Genomic DNA, 17,915 nt, shown 5'->3' with positions numbered 1-17,915 from the left:
TCGGACAAGGATGAAAACAAGTTTTTCAGTTCTCGCGGCTTTTTTCTGTTTCGGTGATTTGACAATTCTTGGCGACACTTTGTTCTTAGAAAATTCCATCTTAAACCAACCTCATACTATCTCCACATACCTTGTATTTGAATCTTTTATCTTACTTTATTTTGGATTACAGTTCCCCACTTTCTTTCGTAACTTTCCTCGTTTGGTAGTCATTTGTTCCTTTGTATTAGGTATGGGGATTATGTTATTATTTATAGATTTGGGTCTTCTAAACGAAGTATACCCAATGGCCAGTTTAATTTTACTAAAGTACTATTATAACACTTATTATGTGCTGGCTTTTTTAGCTTTTTCTTACCTAATCATTGCTAAACTACAGTATAATTTTCCAGCTATTCAAAAATTCATGGAATACATTTATTTTGTTACTTTTTTAACTTGTGTATTTTTTATTTTTCTATGTTTTTTCCCAACCTGGATTCCACTTACAACTAAGTATTTTTTACACTTTTTTCTATTCTTAAATTTATTATTCCTTTCTTGTTTTACTGTCTTTTTATTTCATTATTCGTTCACAGAAAGTTATTTGACCCATCCGTTTTCGTTTATTTTTGAAAGAACCACAAAGATATTTGAAGATCAAATTCTTGCGACAAGATCACATTCTAGACTCACCAAAGAAAAACTTTGGAGTTTGTATGACAAAAGGAATTGGCGCCAAATCATGGATAGTTTTTGGTTTCAGATTCTTGTTGATGAAACCCTGGACAATGCCTTAGAACACGGAGGCAAAAGAGAAGACGATATCATTACCGTCCATGTATTTGAATCACGTCAGTATATCGATGTTTATGTGATTGATAGTGGTAAAGGATTTAATCCAAGACATGTTCCCAGTCCTACAGAATCAGATCGGAAATTGATCACTGGGGGAAGGGGTATTCATATTTTAAAAAAATTATTTGTGGTGAGGTGGAATTTTCTAGGTAACGAAGTAAGTATCCGAGTGGATAAAACAAAGAGTTCTGATTGGAAGTCTGTATCCTAATCAAAACCCTTTTTAATGAATCTTCTTTTTGGTTTTTCGAATCAGTGTCCTTCAAATTCGCAAATAGAAAATACGTCGATCCCATAAGTGTCTTTAATTCGTTTCGCACCACCTAAGTCTGGCAAGTTGATGATAGTTGAACATTCATGAATCACACCTTTTAGGTTTTGAATGAGTTTTATCGATGCTTCTAAAGTCCCACCTGTTGCAATTAAATCATCCATAATCAACACTCTATCGCCAGGACTAATGGCATCTGTATGAATTTCTACGTGGTCTACCCCGTATTCCAAAGCATAGGATTCAGAGATTGTGGTTCCAGGTAATTTTCCTTTTTTGCGAATAGGAACAAATCCTACGCCGAGTTGGAAGGCAAGGGCAGCACCGGGAATAAAACCACGGGCATCAATGGCAGCGATTTTATTCAATTTAGCATTTTGGTATCGTTCTACAAACATTCCAATGGTGAGTTGGAAACCTTCCGGATCAATGAGAAGGGAAGTAATATCTCGAAAAAGAATTCCTGGTTTCGGGTAATCGGGAATGGTACGAATCTTTGATTTAACAATGGACATAATAGGATGAAACCAAAGAAGACTAGGCCTTTGCAATAAAAAAAGGCCGGCAAATTGCCGACCTTTCCTTTTGAGATACCGTAAATACTGTATCTTTTGAAACTTTTATCTCATTTGTTTGAGAGCTAAGATTCTTTCTTCTAAGGCAGGGTGAGTTGCAAATAGGGAAAGAAACCCCCCTTTGTTGGAAGATATTTTAAGGGAAGCCAAAGCCTCTCCTCTTGGATCTTCGGGCATCTCCACCATTTGACGAAGTGATTCCAATGCAGAAATCATGGACTCTCTTCCCGCAAGTTTGGCGCCACCAGCATCAGCACGGAATTCTCTTTGGCGTGAGAAGTAAGCCACTGCCATCGAACCAAGGATCGAGAAAACAATGTCTAGTGCTATCGTGACAACAATTCTTACGATTTGTGCCATCTCTTCTTTCACTGCGTTTGATGCGATGTAGGCAATGATACGAGAGAAAAACATAGCAAAGGAGTTCACAACACCTTGGATCAGAGTGAGTGTCACCATGTCACCATTGGCAACGTGTGACAATTCGTGAGCAAGCACACCTTCTAGTTCCTGGGCATTCATACGACCAAGAAGTCCCGTAGATACCGCAACGAGTGCACTCGATTTACTTGGGCCTGTTGCAAACGCATTCACTTCAGGAGATTCGTAAATCCCCACTTCTGGCATAGGAAGGTGGGCTCTTTGTGCGAGTGATTGCACACGACGATATACATCCATCTCAGGAGCGGAAGCTTTTTTCGGATCGATGACTTTTACGCCCATCGTCCATTTTGCCATCATTTTTGAAAGTAAGAGCGAAATAAAAGATCCCGCCATACCCCACATTAAACAGAATACAATGAGTCTAGTTAGATCCAAACCATAGGCGCGGATACTAAATCCCATCGAACCAAGTAATGTGGTCACGATGGAGATGGTAGTCATAATCAAAATATTGGTTAACAGGAAAAAACCGATTCGTTTGATCCAAGTCATAGGAAATTGTTCTCCTTACGGTCCTTTGTAAGACCTATTCATTAGACTAAAACAGTACTTGTTTTATCAAAAGATTACAAGCAAATTAATGTTCTAATTTTCCCGCTTTTCCTTTGGCATCCAGGAACCAAACCAATAAAAATAAGGTAGTTAGGGATAAATAGGCAATCGGAAAGTCAAAGTTTGCTAATTCTGTAAACCGGTTGAGAATGGCATTCCCTTGTAGTTCATAGGCATGAATCCAGCCGATCATGGAAAGGACTGCAGCAATCATTGCCCAAATGGCGGCGCGGTTCCACTCTCTTTCTAAAACAAAAACTACCATCGCCGACCAAATCATGGAAGTGATAAGAAATCCTTGTGACAAGGCAAGTAAACCGCTTAGTGCATAAGGAAGAAAAGGTAAATGAGGAGGAATGTCTGATAAAGAAAAATGAATTGTTTGCTTCACACCTAACTCTTGTAAGGTTGACTGTAATTTTCCATCTAAAAAGATAAAAACATTTTGGATGATAAGGACTGCCCAACCAGCAAAGGCTGGTAAAAGTCCAACAACGACAGCAGGAGAATGGTGTTTGGGAATCGCCTGGAAGGCTTGGCTTGTGATCACAATTCCTATCCAAAGTACAATGGCCATTCCGGCTTCTATGGGAATGAGAGCTTGGATGAGTCCCATAAGTCCAAATAAACTTACGAAAGTCATAAATACTCCTGATAACATCGAATAACTATGTTTAGCTCCAAGTGCCTTCCAACCTGGGTGACCAATATAAATCGTAGTAGGGAATGGGGAACCAAAGGCAGTGCCCGCCAGAGTCCCAAGACCATTCACAAGGAGAGAGGTTTTTGTATCAAAACTATCGCCTGAGGCTTCCGCCGATTCAATATTTTGGAGAGAACCAATCACATTAAAAATTCCCATCGGAAGGATGACAGAAAAGTAAGCTTTTACGTTGGCGTAGGTTAGAGTATCAAGTAGGGGGCTTAGGGAAAGTTTTGGGAAATAAATCCCCAGAGTTTCTAACCCACTTTGGACAGCTCCCGGTTTGTAAACGGGATCTCCCCAAAAACCAGAAAGGAAAGATAATAGAATTCCTAGAACAACGGAAAGTAATCCACCGGGAATTCCAAAAGGAAAACGAACTTTCCCAAAGTATTGTAACAAAATAACGCCTAACGGAATAAGGGCGATAATTGGTCTTTCGAAAGTTCGAAGTAAAAAGTCCATCGATATAAATGTGATGGCAATTCCTGCTAAAGCAGAAAGTAATGCGGCTCTAGGTGTATATTTACGAATTTTGGCAGCAACAAAAGAACCTATGACTTCAATACAGCCAGATATAAAAGAAACGAGTAGACCTGCTTTCCAAGCGGCAATATAATCACCTGTTGCTTGATAGGTGGGGAACATAACAAAAAATACGAATGCAAAAAGGGAAACAGTATTAATTCCATAAGGAATGGCGGTAACATCAGTTCGTTTTGTTTTTTGACCTAATTTCCAAGCCTGCCATGCATAAAATACATTGCCAACAAGTAAAGAGACGGCTGCTCCCGGTAAAACTACGGAGGTAACAAAAATCAGGGGGAAACCACAAACTCCGATGCAAAGGGCAGATAGTACCAAAATTTGGATGAGGTTGTCTACCATGAGGCCAAAAAAACCGTCGAGGTCTCCTCTAGTGATGGTAAAAAAATTCATTCGTTTCGTTTCCCTCCAAAATCAACACGTATCACATTCCCATCCCCTGTAATCTCAGGTTTTGCCACTTTAGGTTTCGTATTGGTTTCTTCTGCACCAGGTGCCACTTCCACTTGCAAAAATCTGAGTTGAGTTGCGGAATTTTGAAACTTATCGTAAATACGAAATACTGCATCCCAAGGAATCACAGTAGGTTCCCAAGCGGACCCAAATTGAAGTTCTGCAAACAAGTAATCTGGTTTGCTATCTAAAACTTTTACAGCTTTGTCACCAAACACGAGTACGATGCCAGATTCTTTTTCTGCATTGAGTAAACCACGTTTACCAATTTCTAATTTTGGATGTGGCATTACATGGATATAAAATACTCCAAACCGTTCCCAATAAAGATTGAATAAATCTCTTTTAAACTCACGTAATGTTGTGATTTCTTCCTGCGTGAGGTTTTGACTCATAAATTCCTTTTACCATGTGAAGTTTTTTCCCACTCGATATATTCATCGTGGATTTTATATTCAGGGATAATGTCTTTGAATGCTCCGAAAATTTCTCTATTTTTATTGGCTTTTGCAAGCGAAAATAATCGGTTTAGTTTGTTCTGGAAAAGAAGTAGGTTATAGTTTTCTAAAGGGGCAGCAATTCGAATTTTTGGATGGTGAGTTTTTTTAATCCCTTCTTGGTTTAGGAGAAGTTCTTCGTATAACTTTTCACCTGGACGTAGCCCAGAAAACTCAATGGCAATATCTTTGTGAGGAGTATAACCTGAAAGACGAATCATCTCTTCTGCTAAAGATAAAATTTTGACAGGTTCTCCCATATCCAAAAGGAAAATTTCTCCATGTTCTCCCATACTTCCAGCCTGTAACACAAGTTGTGTGGCTTCAGGGATGGTCATAAAGTATCGAATGACTTCCGGATGAGTCACAGTAACTGGACCACCACGTTTGATTTGTTCTCTGAAACGTGGGATCACACTTCCATTAGAACCGAGGACGTTCCCAAATCGAACTGTAATGAATTTAGTCCTTGAATTTTGAGAAATATGTTGCAGGTAAATTTCGGCGGCACGTTTTGAAGCTCCCATTACGTTAACAGGATTTACAGCTTTGTCAGTAGAAATGAGAACAAAACGATCCACACCAATGAGGCGACAAACGTCTGCTACATTTTTAGTTCCCATTACGTTATTTAAAACTGCTTCTGATGGATTGATTTCCATCATAGGAACATGTTTGTATGCAGCCGAATGAAAAACCACAGAAGGGCGATGTTCTTCAAAAACGGCAGAAATACGAGAAAGGTTTTTGACATCAGCTACAACAGGCCGAATATCAATATTTAAATCAGCAAAACTTTTTCTAAGTTCATAATCAATTTCGTATAACGGAGTTTCGGCGGCATCTAAAATAACAAGTACACTTGGTTTAAAAAGAGCCACTTGCCTACAAATTTCTGAACCGATGGAACCACCAGCGCCAGTAACAAGGATGACACGTTTCTCTAAATAAGATCGAATGGATTCAATTTCTAAATCGACTGTGGGCCTGCCTAAAAGGTCTTCCACTTGCACTTCACGAAGTTGTGTAATATTTGGTTTTGCCGATAAATACTCACCAAACGTTGGTAAAATTTTAAAATCAACACCGGCACCTTCACATTCTTTTTTGAGTTTACTCACCACACGCCCGTCAGGTTGGGGTACGGTCATAATCACTTTTTTTACACCGTATTGAACAAGAACTTTACCAATTTCGTCTGTGGATCCTAGAATGGGAACTCCTTGGATGTATCCACCTTTTTTGGAAAGGTTATCATCTAAAAATCCAATGGGTTGGTAATCTAAGTCAACATTTCGCCTGATCTCTGTTAAGAAAGAACTACCGAGTTTTCCGGCACCAACGAGAATCACAGGTGTTCCTCGTTTGGATTTTTCAGAACTAAAAATTTGTTCTCTTAACATCCTCCAACTCAAACTTCGCAAACATAAAAACCCGAGTAATATGAGTGTGTCTAAAATAGGCACCATTCGTGAGAGTTGATAGAATCGATTATAAAAAAGTAGGGCAAGAGTGGAAACTAGAGACGATAAAACCGTTGCCTTGATGATTGCGAGTAGATCGTGTAAGGAAGCATAGGACCAAAGAGATCTGTATATTCCAGAAAATAAAAAAACCAAACTGCGCGAAACCACAACGATTGTGGCACAGACCCAAAAGTCTGGATAATTATCTAAAAATCGTATATTTTCAAAACGCACAAGGTGTGCGAGAAAATACGACAAGAACATAAAGAGTATGTCTACAGGAAAAACCCAGTATCGTCTCGGAATCGATTTCATATCTGATAAATAAGGGTATTTGGAACAAAATTCCTTGTAAATACAGAATCTCTTCCGAAGAATAGAAAAGAGGAAAAACCTGTTTGAAATCACTTCTTTTCCGCTTAGCGGGAACATTTTCTGCGGAAATTGGCTCCGAACTCTATTTAAAATTGAAAGAGGAAACGCTTTCCCCCTCTCTTTTTTGCCTTGATTTTTCGGAAGTCGAAGAAGTTACGGAAGTGGGTCTGGAATTCATCAGAAAGATGGCTGAACGCTGCAAAGAAACAGGCTCCCATGTCGCCGGATTTGGGCTGACAGTGCCGGATTCCGAGGAAGTTTCTTCCCTTCTCGTTTTATATCCAACGGAATCTGATTGTATCCATTCTCTAGAATCTCTGATTTTAAACGAAACTCCTGCAAACGAACTTACCCCCAAGTCGGAAGAAAAAACCATCCATTGCCCTGAGTGCCAAACTCTCCTTCGTTGGAAACTAGCGGGAGATTACCTCTGCCCTAGTTGCAAAATTAAATTTTTTGTGAATAAAAAAGGTTGGGTCTCCACTTACGAACGTTTGGTGTGATTTAAATGTTTGGTAGGAACTGCTTCCCAAGGTTTGTCAGGCCACGGATGTTTCGGATACCTTCCCTTTAACTCTTTTTTTACCTCATGGTATCCCTGGTTCCAGAAACTTTCTAAATCTTTGGTAATTTGCACTGGCCTTCTTGCAGGGGAGAGTAGGTGAATGAGAATGTTTACCTTCCCCTTTGCCAGTTTCGGCAAGGATTTTAGTCCAAATAACTCTTGTAATTTGACATGAAGTTCAGGTTCGATTCCATCATAATGCAATGGGATTTTAGATCCTGAAGGAACTTGGATGGATATTGGCGCCTCTGAATCAATCAAACTCAAGTTTTCATATCCCACATAGGATTTGAATGCTTCCAAATAAGGGAGTCTGTCTAAAGAAAGTTTTCCAGAATCAAAATTGATAAAAGGAAATAACCATTCTTTGAAATTTTGTTTTAAATGGTTGAAATCTGTTTTTGTATTAAGAACTTCATGTCGTTCTAAAAATTTCACACGGTTGTAGAATTGGATTAACTCCTGATTTTTTTTCCATTCTTCCTCTAGGGAAGATTGATTTAGATATCCTTCCAGTGCCAAACTCAGTATCTCTTGGTTTGGATGGTTTGTTTCTTTGGAATCTAAGACCAAATCTCCTAAATTTCTTTCCTCTTTGACAACAAGAAATGATTCCCCTCTTTGGTTGGTTCTTTGATCTGAAACAACCTTGATTGATATGAGATTGGAAAAATATTTCTCAATTTCTATTTCTTCGATTGGAAGATACTGTGTGATGTAAATTTCTTGGCCGAAAGAAAAAGTATCTAAAACTATAATATATTCTGGGATTTGGATGGATGTTGTGTTTAAGGTGGCGAGTTTCCCATTGGAAAGTTTAAAACTTTTCCCTCCTCCCACTTTACCTTTTGCGATTCGATCCGGGAATCCAGAGGACAAATAATAAAGTCGATTTTGATTTGGTTTTATAACAGAAAAGTCAGTTTTTTCCCTGTAAATACGCAAGATTTGCTCATAAACTGCCTTTAAATCATAGGAAAATGGAGAGGGCGAAGTCTCGTCTGAAAAGTTTTTTGCCACTGTCCCCGTATTTTCTTTACCAACTAACGAGACTATGTCGGCAATTAGATTTTCTTTTTCTTTGGGTAGGATAGACAATATTTTCCCTAGTCGTATTGGTAGAGGGTATCTTAAACATTCTTTTCCTATTGAGGTAAGGTTCTCTTGGGAATCCAAACAACCAAGGAGTTTCAATCTGGTTATACTTTGAATCACTGATCCTTTGTTAGGTGGGTCTAAAAAAGTCAACTGTTGGATTTCTTCTCCCCATGACTTAATTTCTAAAACCAAACGATCAATATCGCCAGATAGGATCTCTGGTTTGGTCCGATCTAAAAAAGAATTTTCTTCTTCCTTTGACCAAAGTCGGTAAACTAAACCTTTTCCTTCTCTTGCGGCTCGCCCTGCCCGTTGTTTGGCACTACTTAAACTAATACGTTCTTTGATTAAATGAGAAACACCTGATTCAGAATCGAAGTGGAGGTGTTTTTCATAACCGGAATCAAATACAATGCGAACTCCTGGAATGGTAACGGAAGACTCGGCAATATTTGTAGAAAGTATGATTTTCTTTTTTCCAGGCAAAGAAGGTAAAAAGATTTTTTCTTGGTCGGCTAAATCCATATCACCGTATAATCCTAATACACTCGCGTTAGATTTGATGCCAGGAATGGATTCCAAACTATTCCTTAAATCAAGAATTTCTTTTTTTCCTGATAAAAAAACAAGGATATCACCTTCTGTTTGTTCTACGGCTTTGGGAATCAGATCCAATAATCTTTGATTTGTATTTTTATTGGAATCTCCCATATGAAAAATTTCCAGAGGGTGGGTGACCGCCCGAACTTCAATAGGTTTTGACCGGATCCCTAGTGATTCAAAATTTTGTCCGTCTAAAGTGGCTGACATAACGAGGATTTTTAAATCATTACGAAAGACTTCTTGGGTTCGTCTCGCCAAAGCAAAACAAAGATCAGAATCCATTCGCCTTTCATGAAATTCATCAAAGACAACGAGTCCGTAATCTTTAAGTTCTGGGTCAGAGAGAAGAATTTTAGTTAAAATCCCATCTGTGAGAAATTCAATTTTTGTATTATTTCCAACCTTTGTATCAAACCGAACCCTGTAACCGACCGTATCGCCCAGGTTTTCATTTAATGTTTGGCTAATCCTTTTAGCGGCATTTTTAGCGGCAATTCGTCTAGGTTCTAAAATACAGATTTTTTTCCCTGAGGAAACGCCCGCTCGCAAAAGTTCTATTGGGAGAGCCGTAGTTTTTCCTGTCCCTGGTGGAGCATCTAAGATGGTGACAGGATTTGTTTGTATCGAATCGACAATGGATTGTAAGGCGGTGAGTACTGGGAATGGATCCAAAGGAGGTGACACTTTTATACTTATGGAAGAGGGTAGGATTCCTAAAGAAAAAATCAAACAATTTGTATTTTATTTTCTGAAATCACAAGAATCGGGTTTCCAAGATCCATCGAATTCGTTAAGATTTCCTTGTGGATTCCAATCACAAACACTACGAAATCATAAAAAACTCCATCGAATATGTTTTGGAACATTTTGAAGAACAACCCAATTTAGATGTTTTGGCTGAACGAGTTTCTTTAAGTCCCTTCCATTTTCAAAAAGTATTTCGGACTTGGGCTGGTGTTTCACCAAAGGAGTTTTTACAATTTGTGACTGTAACACACGCCAAACAGCTGCTAAAAGAATCAAATCTTTTGGATACAACGTATTCTCTAGGATTATCCAGCACAGGAAGGTTACATGATTTATTTGTTAAACTAGAAGCCATGACTCCTGGTGAATTCAAACGAGGAGGGGAAGGATTGATTTTACAATATGAAGTATTTCCTTCTTCTTTTGGAGATATTCTTTTAGTTTCATCAGAACGAGGAATCCAATCCCTTCAATTTATTGATACACTGGAACAAGGGATCAAAGATTCTAAAAAAGAATTTCCAAATGCGATTTGGAAAGAAGGGGAATCTAAGGAACACCAAAAATTAAAAGATTACTTTCAAAAATTTATAATTCCCGAAACTCCTATTCCCCTTTATCTTTATGGAACAGAATTCCAATTTAAAGTTTGGAAATCTTTATTAAAAATACCAATGGGAAGTCTTTTCACTTATGGAGACATTGCCGCGACGATAGGGCAACCATCTGCGCAAAGGGCTGTGGGAACCGCAATCGGTAAAAATCCCATTGCCTACCTTATCCCTTGTCATCGTGTGATCCAAACCTCAGGTTTGTTTGGCGGATACAGGTGGGATCCGAATCGAAAACGAATGATCATTGCCTGGGAACAGTCCAAACTTGTTTCACCAAACAATGATTTGTCGTAATTTCTGAAATATAATTCTAAAAAAACGAATAGATACTTATTTGGTTTTCTTTAACCTAAATGCCTTGTATGAGAAACTAAAAAGAATCCCACGAGTAAAAAACTTTGGGCAATCAAGTAGGTGACCCAAGGAACTTGAAATTCCCACCTAGGGTGCCTTGTTCCATTGATCGTTGTTTCTCCCATCACAGCATCAGAGAGAAGGAAAAAACCGGCTCCTATGGCTAAATAAATCCAAACTCCACCAAATACTAGATAGGCGTTAAAACATAAGGATACAAAAAAACACAAAACCAATCCATAAACAAACGCAGAGGCCATGACCCATTTGGAACGATTGGGATTGTACACTCTAAAATAAAAAATGAGCGCTGGTAAAATCAATAAAACAATGGTTACCGCATAAGGCAATACACCCGTATATATTTCATTCCAGGTGGTTAATTTCCAAAAGGATAACAAAAAGAAAACTTGGGCGATGGCAAAACTAAAAATTCCACCAAGGACCGGATCTTCCATTTGTTTTGTGGCAATCGGAAATTGAAGGTTAAACCAATCTCCTAAAAAAGAAAATCCTATGGCATATAAAGGGTAAGAAAATCGCGCATGACCCAGTTGGAATAATAACCAAGCAAAAAGTAGGATTTGAAAGGAAAAACCTAGATAAATTCCACGGGAAAGTTCTAAACGTTTGAGTGGATTTGTTTCCCCTTGTAACGTATACCAATGGATAAAAAATGCCGAAATGATGGCTATAGGAATGGTTGTGAGAATTAAGTAGTATACCATACTTGATTTTAACATGAAACAAAAGGGAATGCAATCAGTAAGTTGGATGAATCGATCTTTCTCCTTTGGTTTTTTACTTCTTCTGTTTCTTTTTGACTCAAATTGTATAACAAATTCTATTTTAGAGAAAGAGAAAAGTATTCCAATTTCTCCCACAAACTTGGAGGATAAAGAAAGTTATTTAGTCTTACGATTGGTTCGAGGCAAAGACCAATCCATAGGGAATGTAGAAGAAATTTCTGTGAACTTAACATTCGAAAATAACAAAGATACCACAAAACAAAGGTTACGTATATTTCCACTTCCGCTAGCAAAACCAAAGGAACCATTTTTTTTGCCTCTTTCTACGAAATCGGAATACAACGAAGAAATGTTACTTGTTGGTTGTTTGTATTTTTTCCCTATCCCGAATTTTTTTCAAGGGATATTACATTTGGAGATCCAACAAACAAAATCTTTCCCAACAAAAGATTTTTTATTTTACAAAATGGTTCCATATGATTGGCAAGGGAACCTCACCAAATACTGGGAATACGATCTCGATCATAGCAAAATTACTGACAAAACCATTCCCTCTCTATCGTCTTACAGGCATTTGGAGTGCGAAAATGACATTCGTCATCGTAAGGAAATCCCTAAAAATGGTATGGTGAGTCCGCCTGAAGAAGACTGACCGCCAAACTAGGGGTAGCGGGTGAGGGATGGAATCGTCTCACTGGTCCCCAAAAATTATTTTTTTTGTTACCAACCAGAATGCACGTTCTGAATTCGTTATAAAAACATTTATCGTGGTTTCCAATTCCAAAACACGCAAAGGTACGGTTGAAAGAAATTCGTATTAAAAAATTATAGGTAAACAATTATGCGTACACTGCTTATGAATCATAAACTGAATCTACTAATATTCTTAACATTTATATCATTATTTACGATCGGTTGCCCTGCTGGAGGCGGTGGAGGTGGAGGAGCTGCTTTTGCTTTGTTAGGTTTTGGAGGTTCATCTGCAGCGCCAGAGACCGTTTCCAATCCTCCAGAACCACCAACTGCAACTCCACAGTTACAATTATTTCGAGACGGAAGTCAAATTTTCAATTCTGGTACAGCGAACTTAGGATCTGTAGTCATTAGTACTTCAGGAACCCCAGTTACATTCACCATTAAAAACTACGGAAAAGAGAAACTCAGTTTAGTTGGTCCACCAGCAATTACGAAGAGTGGAACGGATGCTTCCATGTTTGTGATTGTTCAACCTTCTGATTTAGAATTAGAACTAAATGAAACAGTGAATTTTACCATCCAATTCAACCCGAATGCAGCTGTTGGAGTTAAATCAGCGCAAATCTCGATTGTTTCTAACGATCCTACAACACCAACGTTCCAAATCAACATCACTGGCACTGCTACTCCTGTACCAACACCTGAGATTTCAGTAACAGTGGCAAACGTTGAGAAAACTAGTAGTGATACTTATACATTTACTTCCGTACAAGAAGGTCTTTCCGGTTCCAATGTGACAGTCAACATTCGCAACCAAGGAACTGCTGCGTTGAATGTTTCCAATATCACATTGGCTTCAGGAGACACGTCCCAATTCACAATTACACCAGGAACACTTCCTTTGAATGTTGCTGCTGGTGGGAATAGTTCGTTCACAATGCGATTTAATCCAAGTTCCACAGGGACGAAAACTGCTGCACTCAACATCCTTTCGAACGATGCGGATGAAGCTACTTTTGTGATCAATCTCTCAGGAACGGGTACAGCAGCCCCAGCCCCAGAAATCAATTTACAAGTAGGTAGCGTGGATATTGCCAGCGGTGGATCTATGGCATCTTTCGGGACTGTGCGAGTAGGAACTGGCACCTCTGATACAACCGTCACAATCCAAAACCAAGGGAATGCAACACTCAACCTAACAGGAACTCCTAGAGTTTTGATCACTGGTGGGAATGCATCTGATTTTGAGATTGTTAGTCAACCTTCTGCAAATACTATTTTAGAAGGCTCTACTTTGACATTCAAAGTTCGTTTCACACCAACAGCTGCTGGGGCAAGGACCTCCACTTTCCAAATCACAAATAATGATAATAATGAAGGAACTTACACAGTGAACCTCTCTGGTACCGGGAATGTTCCATCTTCTCCCTGTAGCCCAATCATTGCAAACGTAACCAAAAGTTCAAATGCAGGTTCTCAAGCCATCAATGGCGGAACTTTATATTGGGGAAGTACAGTAGATATAGTCACTACTGTTTCTAGGCCAAGTATTGTATATTATATGAACCAACCACATTCAAATTCATCGGGACTAGTATTGGGTTATCTATATGATTATGATGGTAATCCACTTATGAGTAGCAGAGATTCTCGCGGTACAACTTCCATGTCTGGAATGATACCATATTCGCGTTATTCTACGGATTATTTGTCACTTGAAGATGGAGCACAAGCGATTCCCACATACAATCCATCCTTAACATTTGCTCTAAAGTTTGAACCGAATACAATTGTTTCGTTAGCTTCTACCAATGCGACAGTCACAACGGTGTCCAGTTGTAATCCAATGCTTTTGGAAGACCAAGCATTTACTTCATCCGAGGGAACTTCTTCCACCAATGGGTTGGACAAAGTTTGGACATATCGCAAAAAACTGAATGTTAATTTGATCTTTGTTGCTGGAACCTATGCGACTCCAACTGTTGCAGGGATTCAAGCAGCAGTGGATCGAATGACCCAAGTGTATGCACAAAACTCTGTTAAAATAGACCTTCAGTTTACTGCCACTACTGTGACTGCAGCAGAATTTCAAACCATAGCGAATTTGGATAATGATATGGGAAATGTCACAGCTTCCCTTACAAAACTATATACATCAACAGGTTCTTCCCAAGTAGCAACATCACTTAACATTTACCTAACGGCGGATGAAACCCAAGTGGGAGGTGTTCTTGGAATTTCTTCAGGGATTCCTGGCCTTCCAGGAGTTACAGGAAGTAAAAAGTCTGGTATGATTCTCTTCATCGAACCGCATAGATCTTCCGGATCCGCTGGAGGTTTACTCTCGAATGCTGATTTGGTCTTCCTTGGGAATACAATGGCACACGAAGCCGGACACTTTTTGGGACTTTTTCATATCAACGAAAGAGGCGGTTATAATTCCCTTTCTCCTACTGGTTTAAATGCTCGTGATCCAATTCGCGATACTCCTTCTTGCTCATCCTCGTATGCTAATACAGTTTATAACAATAATGTTGTTGATATTGACGAATGTATTGGAACGGGATTTACCAATGCGGGTGGATACAATTTGATGTTCTGGGCAGGAGATGGTGTTACCGACCAAGGACAACTAACAGGCGAGCAGGGGTGGCTCTTACGTAACAACCCATTGACGTATTAAGGATATGATAATGAATATGATGAAATGGATTTTAACTTTACTCCTTCTGCAATCAACTTTGGTTGCAGAATCTTTGGATCCCAACCGTTACCAAAAAATCAAACGTATTTTAAGCCAAACCGGGCATGTTGAATTGGAAGACATGAAACGTTCGATGGAATCCATTGTGAGTTATCCGGCTCCCTATCTTCGAACTCTCAGTGAAGAACCTGGAGTTCGGATTTATGTGAAAGAGCGATCCTTGTTGCTCCTTTCTCACTATCCAGATGGAGAATCAGAAACCTTTCTTAAAAGTAACGTGGCAAACCAAACACTCCATCCTAGTTTGCGCAAGTTCTCTGCGCGTTCTTACCGCGATGGATTCATTGGGAAAAAGTCAGATCAGGTGAATGCGTATTTAAGCCAGTATAGTAATGATGCAAAAATTGGAGAAACAGTTCGTACACTTTTAGATTCAAAAATCAAAAAGAATTTTAATTCAAATACGGAAAACCAAAACGCAACAGAAGACCTACATTTGAAGAAAAAAACCAATTAGTTAATTCTTCTGTAATTTTACGGTTGTCCCTACATGCTCTTTGTGGGGTCAAATGATTTCTATTTCCACCGTTACCGTATTTTCGTGTGGAAATTTTCTTCTACAAATCGAAGTCTATATTCAACTATAAAAAATTAAATTCTTTTTCTTCCCTTCCTGTCTAAATGGCAGTGGTATTCCTTCGTTTTAGTTTACTTTTCCTATTGTTTTTCATCTTTAACCAATGTACAAAAACCAATCCTTCTTATGAGGCTTGTGAAAGGGCCGATTTAGACTACCTGGCTTGTTCCCTTGTTGTATACCAATCCTATACTTATTGCGGAGAAAGGTCATCTGCGGTCACTGGGAGTGCAGAAACTAAAGCGGATGCTAAATTTCAATGTGACGCCGAACGACTGATAGGTTCATACCTATGCGAAGACATTAAGAAAAAAACCTGCGGTACAAAATAAGGAACCATTACACCGCAGTCAATGTTTCCAGTGGGAATCACTTGAATAAACCCATAGACATGGATGTTTTTGATTCCGTTACGTGTGTGAAGCCTTTTTGTAAAGCATGTATTGAGACAAAACTGTAAAAGATGTAAGAGTACATTCATACCGCTACTTCCTATTATGTGACATAAGATCAATTATGGGAAGTCCCATATTGCTTCATAATTGATAGTATCTGAAATCGAAATAATGCTTCAAAAGTAAAAGTATTCGAAGAGATCAAAAACATGAACCATTCAGGATAAAAAATGGGGAATCGCGGATCTTTCTTGCGGTTTTATGGATTTTCTGTTAGGCGTGGTTTGTCAAAGCCCACTAGCCCACCTCCACCACCCAATTCAGGGCGGGGGCAAAGTAGGCATCAATGTGACATAGTTTAATTAAAGTTACTTTTTTGAACCGTCACTCACACGTTTTTGAATGACTTCATTCAGCACTTGAACAAGTTCTTGGAACTCATCACCTTTCCGGATGCGAATGGTTTCAATAGGTTCTCCCGAAGCCATTCGCTGCAAAGACCGTTTGATACTAAAAACGGGGCCTGCCATTTTGTGAGATTTGAAAACGGAGAACACAGTGATTAAGAGTAAATAAAGAATGGAAAGTGTCACCACCGCATCGAATTGAATGGTATACATATTCAATTGGTGGTCGTAGTTTGGAAGGTAAATTTCCCTAGGAACAAATTTCTCTTTTGCTTCGCCTGGACCCGCGTCTTCGTTCTCAATTTTCCAATAAACAGTTTGTGCATCTTGTCGAAGACGAAATACGGCGCCACCGTCATATTTTGACTGGTTCAACCAATAGAGAAAACCTAAAGTCACTAGTACCCCGGATATAAACAAAAGCGAATAATGCGCTAAAAACTTTAATTGGAATTCCTTATCGATGAGATAATGAAAACGAAAGGTTTTTTTGTGATTTTGAGACATGGCTTCTTTTAAGGTATTCCCCTTGGGTGTTAGGAAAGACCCTCTCATAAAAAGACAATATTGTCAAAAACTTATAAAGATTAACGAATTTTTTCTGTTTCTAATATCTTTTGGATCGGGATTTCGATCAAACCTTCTAGTCCCTGGAAGTGCAGATGTGTTTCTGATTGTCCAAGAATCACTCCACGGTATTCTGTTCCATCTTCTAATCGTACAAGTTCTAATCTTGCATGTTCTTCGTACAGTTTGGACTCACGTGCAAGAATTGTTTGTGTTTGAAAGGCTTTGAGTTCTTTGTCTTCTTTAGCGCTGACTGGAGCAGCCAATACCGGATTTTCACCTAGTTTCACAATGGTCTGTTGCTTCGAACTTAGGATCAGATCTCCCACTGAGACAGAACCTTCTCGAACTGATACTACCTCTAACGTCCCATCAAATTGAACACTAAATACTGTTCCTCTAACTTGCGTAAGATGTTCCCCGGCTTGCACAACGAATTGGCTGTCCTTTGATAGTTTGGAAACAGAAGCAAAGATCTTCCCCTTTTTCACTGAAAACTTTTGGGTTTGGGCATCTTCTGTTTTTTCGATTTGATCCAAAATGACTTCTGAATTTGGTGTGATGCGCATCCAAGATCCAGTTTCAAAATCTAAATCGCTTTGCGAGTTTCCATCAGTAATGATGACATCCCCTGATACCAATTGATAGTTTTTTACAAGGGCCACAGGATGAGAACTTCCTTCTGGCAAAACAGACACCTTCCCTTTTACAGAAGAAACAATGACTTTCAATGGAGAAACGATTGCTTTTGAAGTTTTGGCCACAGATGCATTTGCAACTTCCGACAGTTTTTCATTGGATGGATTCAGTAAAAAAACAAAGACTAGTGCGGCAGCCAAGGATAAAGCAGACCCACCAACTAACGTGAGTCCAATTGGTTTGCGGAAAAAAGAAATTACATTAGAAACAGAACTTTTTTGGGGTATATATTCGAATTGGATGTTTCGTTTGGAAACAACTTCCCAAGTAGGGAATTCTCTGGACTCTGTAACCTTGGAAGGTTTACGTAAGAGTTCTTCCCATTTAGCGAATGTCTGTTGTTTCTCAAATTCGTTCATTG

Annotated in this window: 16 protein-coding genes; 7 read left to right on the top strand and 9 right to left on the bottom strand. The window is 39.0% G+C overall.

The window, feature by feature from the left end; all coding sequences use genetic code 11:
• The first annotated feature begins 10 nt into the window (after positions 1 to 10).
• Positions 11 to 1,048, top strand: coding sequence for an ATP-binding protein (locus EHQ31_RS08915; protein ID WP_135568488.1), 1,038 nt, complete (start codon positions 11 to 13; stop codon positions 1,046 to 1,048).
• A 41-nt stretch (positions 1,049 to 1,089) separates the two neighbouring features.
• Here EHQ31_RS08915 and EHQ31_RS08910 read toward each other — a convergent pair whose 3' ends face one another.
• From EHQ31_RS08910 to EHQ31_RS08890, 5 genes are all read right to left on the bottom strand, one after another.
• Positions 1,090 to 1,623: an adenine phosphoribosyltransferase gene (locus tag EHQ31_RS08910; RefSeq protein WP_100744998.1), complete on the bottom strand. Its 534-nt coding sequence runs from the start codon at positions 1,621 to 1,623 to the stop codon at positions 1,090 to 1,092.
• Positions 1,624 to 1,728: 105 nt separating this feature from the next.
• On the bottom strand, positions 1,729 to 2,619 hold the full coding sequence (htpX, locus tag EHQ31_RS08905; RefSeq protein WP_135568487.1) for a protease HtpX: 891 nt from the start codon (positions 2,617 to 2,619) through the stop codon (positions 1,729 to 1,731).
• A gap of 85 nt (positions 2,620 to 2,704) precedes the next feature.
• Positions 2,705 to 4,321, bottom strand: coding sequence for an NCS2 family permease (locus EHQ31_RS08900; RefSeq protein WP_135568486.1), 1,617 nt, complete (start codon positions 4,319 to 4,321; stop codon positions 2,705 to 2,707).
• Complete coding sequence (locus tag EHQ31_RS08895; RefSeq protein ID WP_135568485.1) at positions 4,318 to 4,776, bottom strand: ClpXP protease specificity-enhancing factor SspB; 459 nt, start codon at positions 4,774 to 4,776, stop codon at positions 4,318 to 4,320. The genes EHQ31_RS08900 and EHQ31_RS08895 overlap by 4 nt, the downstream gene beginning before the upstream one ends.
• On the bottom strand, positions 4,773 to 6,659 hold the full coding sequence (locus EHQ31_RS08890; RefSeq protein ID WP_208652756.1) for a polysaccharide biosynthesis protein: 1,887 nt from the start codon (positions 6,657 to 6,659) through the stop codon (positions 4,773 to 4,775). Before EHQ31_RS08890 ends, EHQ31_RS08895 begins: the two co-directional genes overlap by 4 nt.
• A gap of 83 nt (positions 6,660 to 6,742) precedes the next feature.
• On the opposite strand from EHQ31_RS08890, the gene EHQ31_RS08885 reads away from it, so the two are divergent.
• Positions 6,743 to 7,222, top strand: coding sequence for a hypothetical protein (locus EHQ31_RS08885; protein ID WP_135568483.1), 480 nt, complete (start codon positions 6,743 to 6,745; stop codon positions 7,220 to 7,222).
• On the opposite strand, the gene hrpB is transcribed toward EHQ31_RS08885, so the two are convergent.
• Positions 7,204 to 9,669: an ATP-dependent helicase HrpB gene (gene hrpB, locus EHQ31_RS08880; protein WP_135568482.1), complete on the bottom strand. Its 2,466-nt coding sequence runs from the start codon at positions 9,667 to 9,669 to the stop codon at positions 7,204 to 7,206. The genes EHQ31_RS08885 and hrpB overlap by 19 nt on opposite strands.
• Positions 9,670 to 9,788: 119 nt before the next feature.
• On the opposite strand from hrpB, the gene EHQ31_RS08875 reads away from it, so the two are divergent.
• Positions 9,789 to 10,640, top strand: coding sequence for a methylated-DNA--[protein]-cysteine S-methyltransferase (locus EHQ31_RS08875; protein WP_208652755.1), 852 nt, complete (start codon positions 9,789 to 9,791; stop codon positions 10,638 to 10,640).
• Positions 10,641 to 10,690: 50 nt separating this feature from the next.
• On the opposite strand, the gene EHQ31_RS08870 is transcribed toward EHQ31_RS08875, so the two are convergent.
• On the bottom strand, positions 10,691 to 11,428 hold the full coding sequence (locus EHQ31_RS08870) for a lysoplasmalogenase family protein (RefSeq protein WP_244247326.1): 738 nt from the start codon (positions 11,426 to 11,428) through the stop codon (positions 10,691 to 10,693).
• 13 nt (positions 11,429 to 11,441) lie between these two features.
• Between EHQ31_RS08870 and EHQ31_RS08865 the strand changes: the two genes are divergently transcribed.
• The 4 genes from EHQ31_RS08865 to EHQ31_RS08850 all read left to right on the top strand — a co-directional run bounded on the left by EHQ31_RS08865 (position 11,442) and on the right by EHQ31_RS08850 (position 15,818).
• On the top strand, positions 11,442 to 12,101 hold the full coding sequence (locus EHQ31_RS08865) for a hypothetical protein (protein ID WP_135568479.1): 660 nt from the start codon (positions 11,442 to 11,444) through the stop codon (positions 12,099 to 12,101).
• Positions 12,102 to 12,290: 189 nt separating this feature from the next.
• Positions 12,291 to 14,828: a choice-of-anchor D domain-containing protein gene (locus tag EHQ31_RS08860; protein ID WP_135568478.1), complete on the top strand. Its 2,538-nt coding sequence runs from the start codon at positions 12,291 to 12,293 to the stop codon at positions 14,826 to 14,828.
• 16 nt (positions 14,829 to 14,844) lie between these two features.
• A complete protein-coding gene (locus EHQ31_RS08855; protein ID WP_167481648.1) occupies positions 14,845 to 15,366 on the top strand; it encodes a hypothetical protein in 522 nt (173 codons plus the stop codon).
• A gap of 164 nt (positions 15,367 to 15,530) precedes the next feature.
• Entirely contained in the window at positions 15,531 to 15,818 is a 288-nt protein-coding gene (locus tag EHQ31_RS08850; RefSeq protein WP_135568476.1) for a hypothetical protein, read from the top strand.
• Positions 15,819 to 16,249: 431 nt separating this feature from the next.
• Here EHQ31_RS08850 and EHQ31_RS08845 read toward each other — a convergent pair whose 3' ends face one another.
• Positions 16,250 to 16,795, bottom strand: coding sequence for a HAMP domain-containing protein (locus EHQ31_RS08845; RefSeq protein ID WP_135568555.1), 546 nt, complete (start codon positions 16,793 to 16,795; stop codon positions 16,250 to 16,252).
• A gap of 80 nt (positions 16,796 to 16,875) precedes the next feature.
• On the bottom strand, positions 16,876 to 17,913 hold the full coding sequence (locus EHQ31_RS08840; RefSeq protein WP_135568475.1) for a FecR domain-containing protein: 1,038 nt from the start codon (positions 17,911 to 17,913) through the stop codon (positions 16,876 to 16,878).
• Positions 17,914 to 17,915 lie beyond the last annotated feature (2 nt).

This window comes from Leptospira montravelensis (assembly GCF_004770045.1).
Classification (GTDB): domain Bacteria; phylum Spirochaetota; class Leptospiria; order Leptospirales; family Leptospiraceae; genus Leptospira_A; species Leptospira_A montravelensis.
Note: the sequence above shows the minus strand (reverse complement) of the source record. Positions and strands in the feature narration are given on the sequence as shown.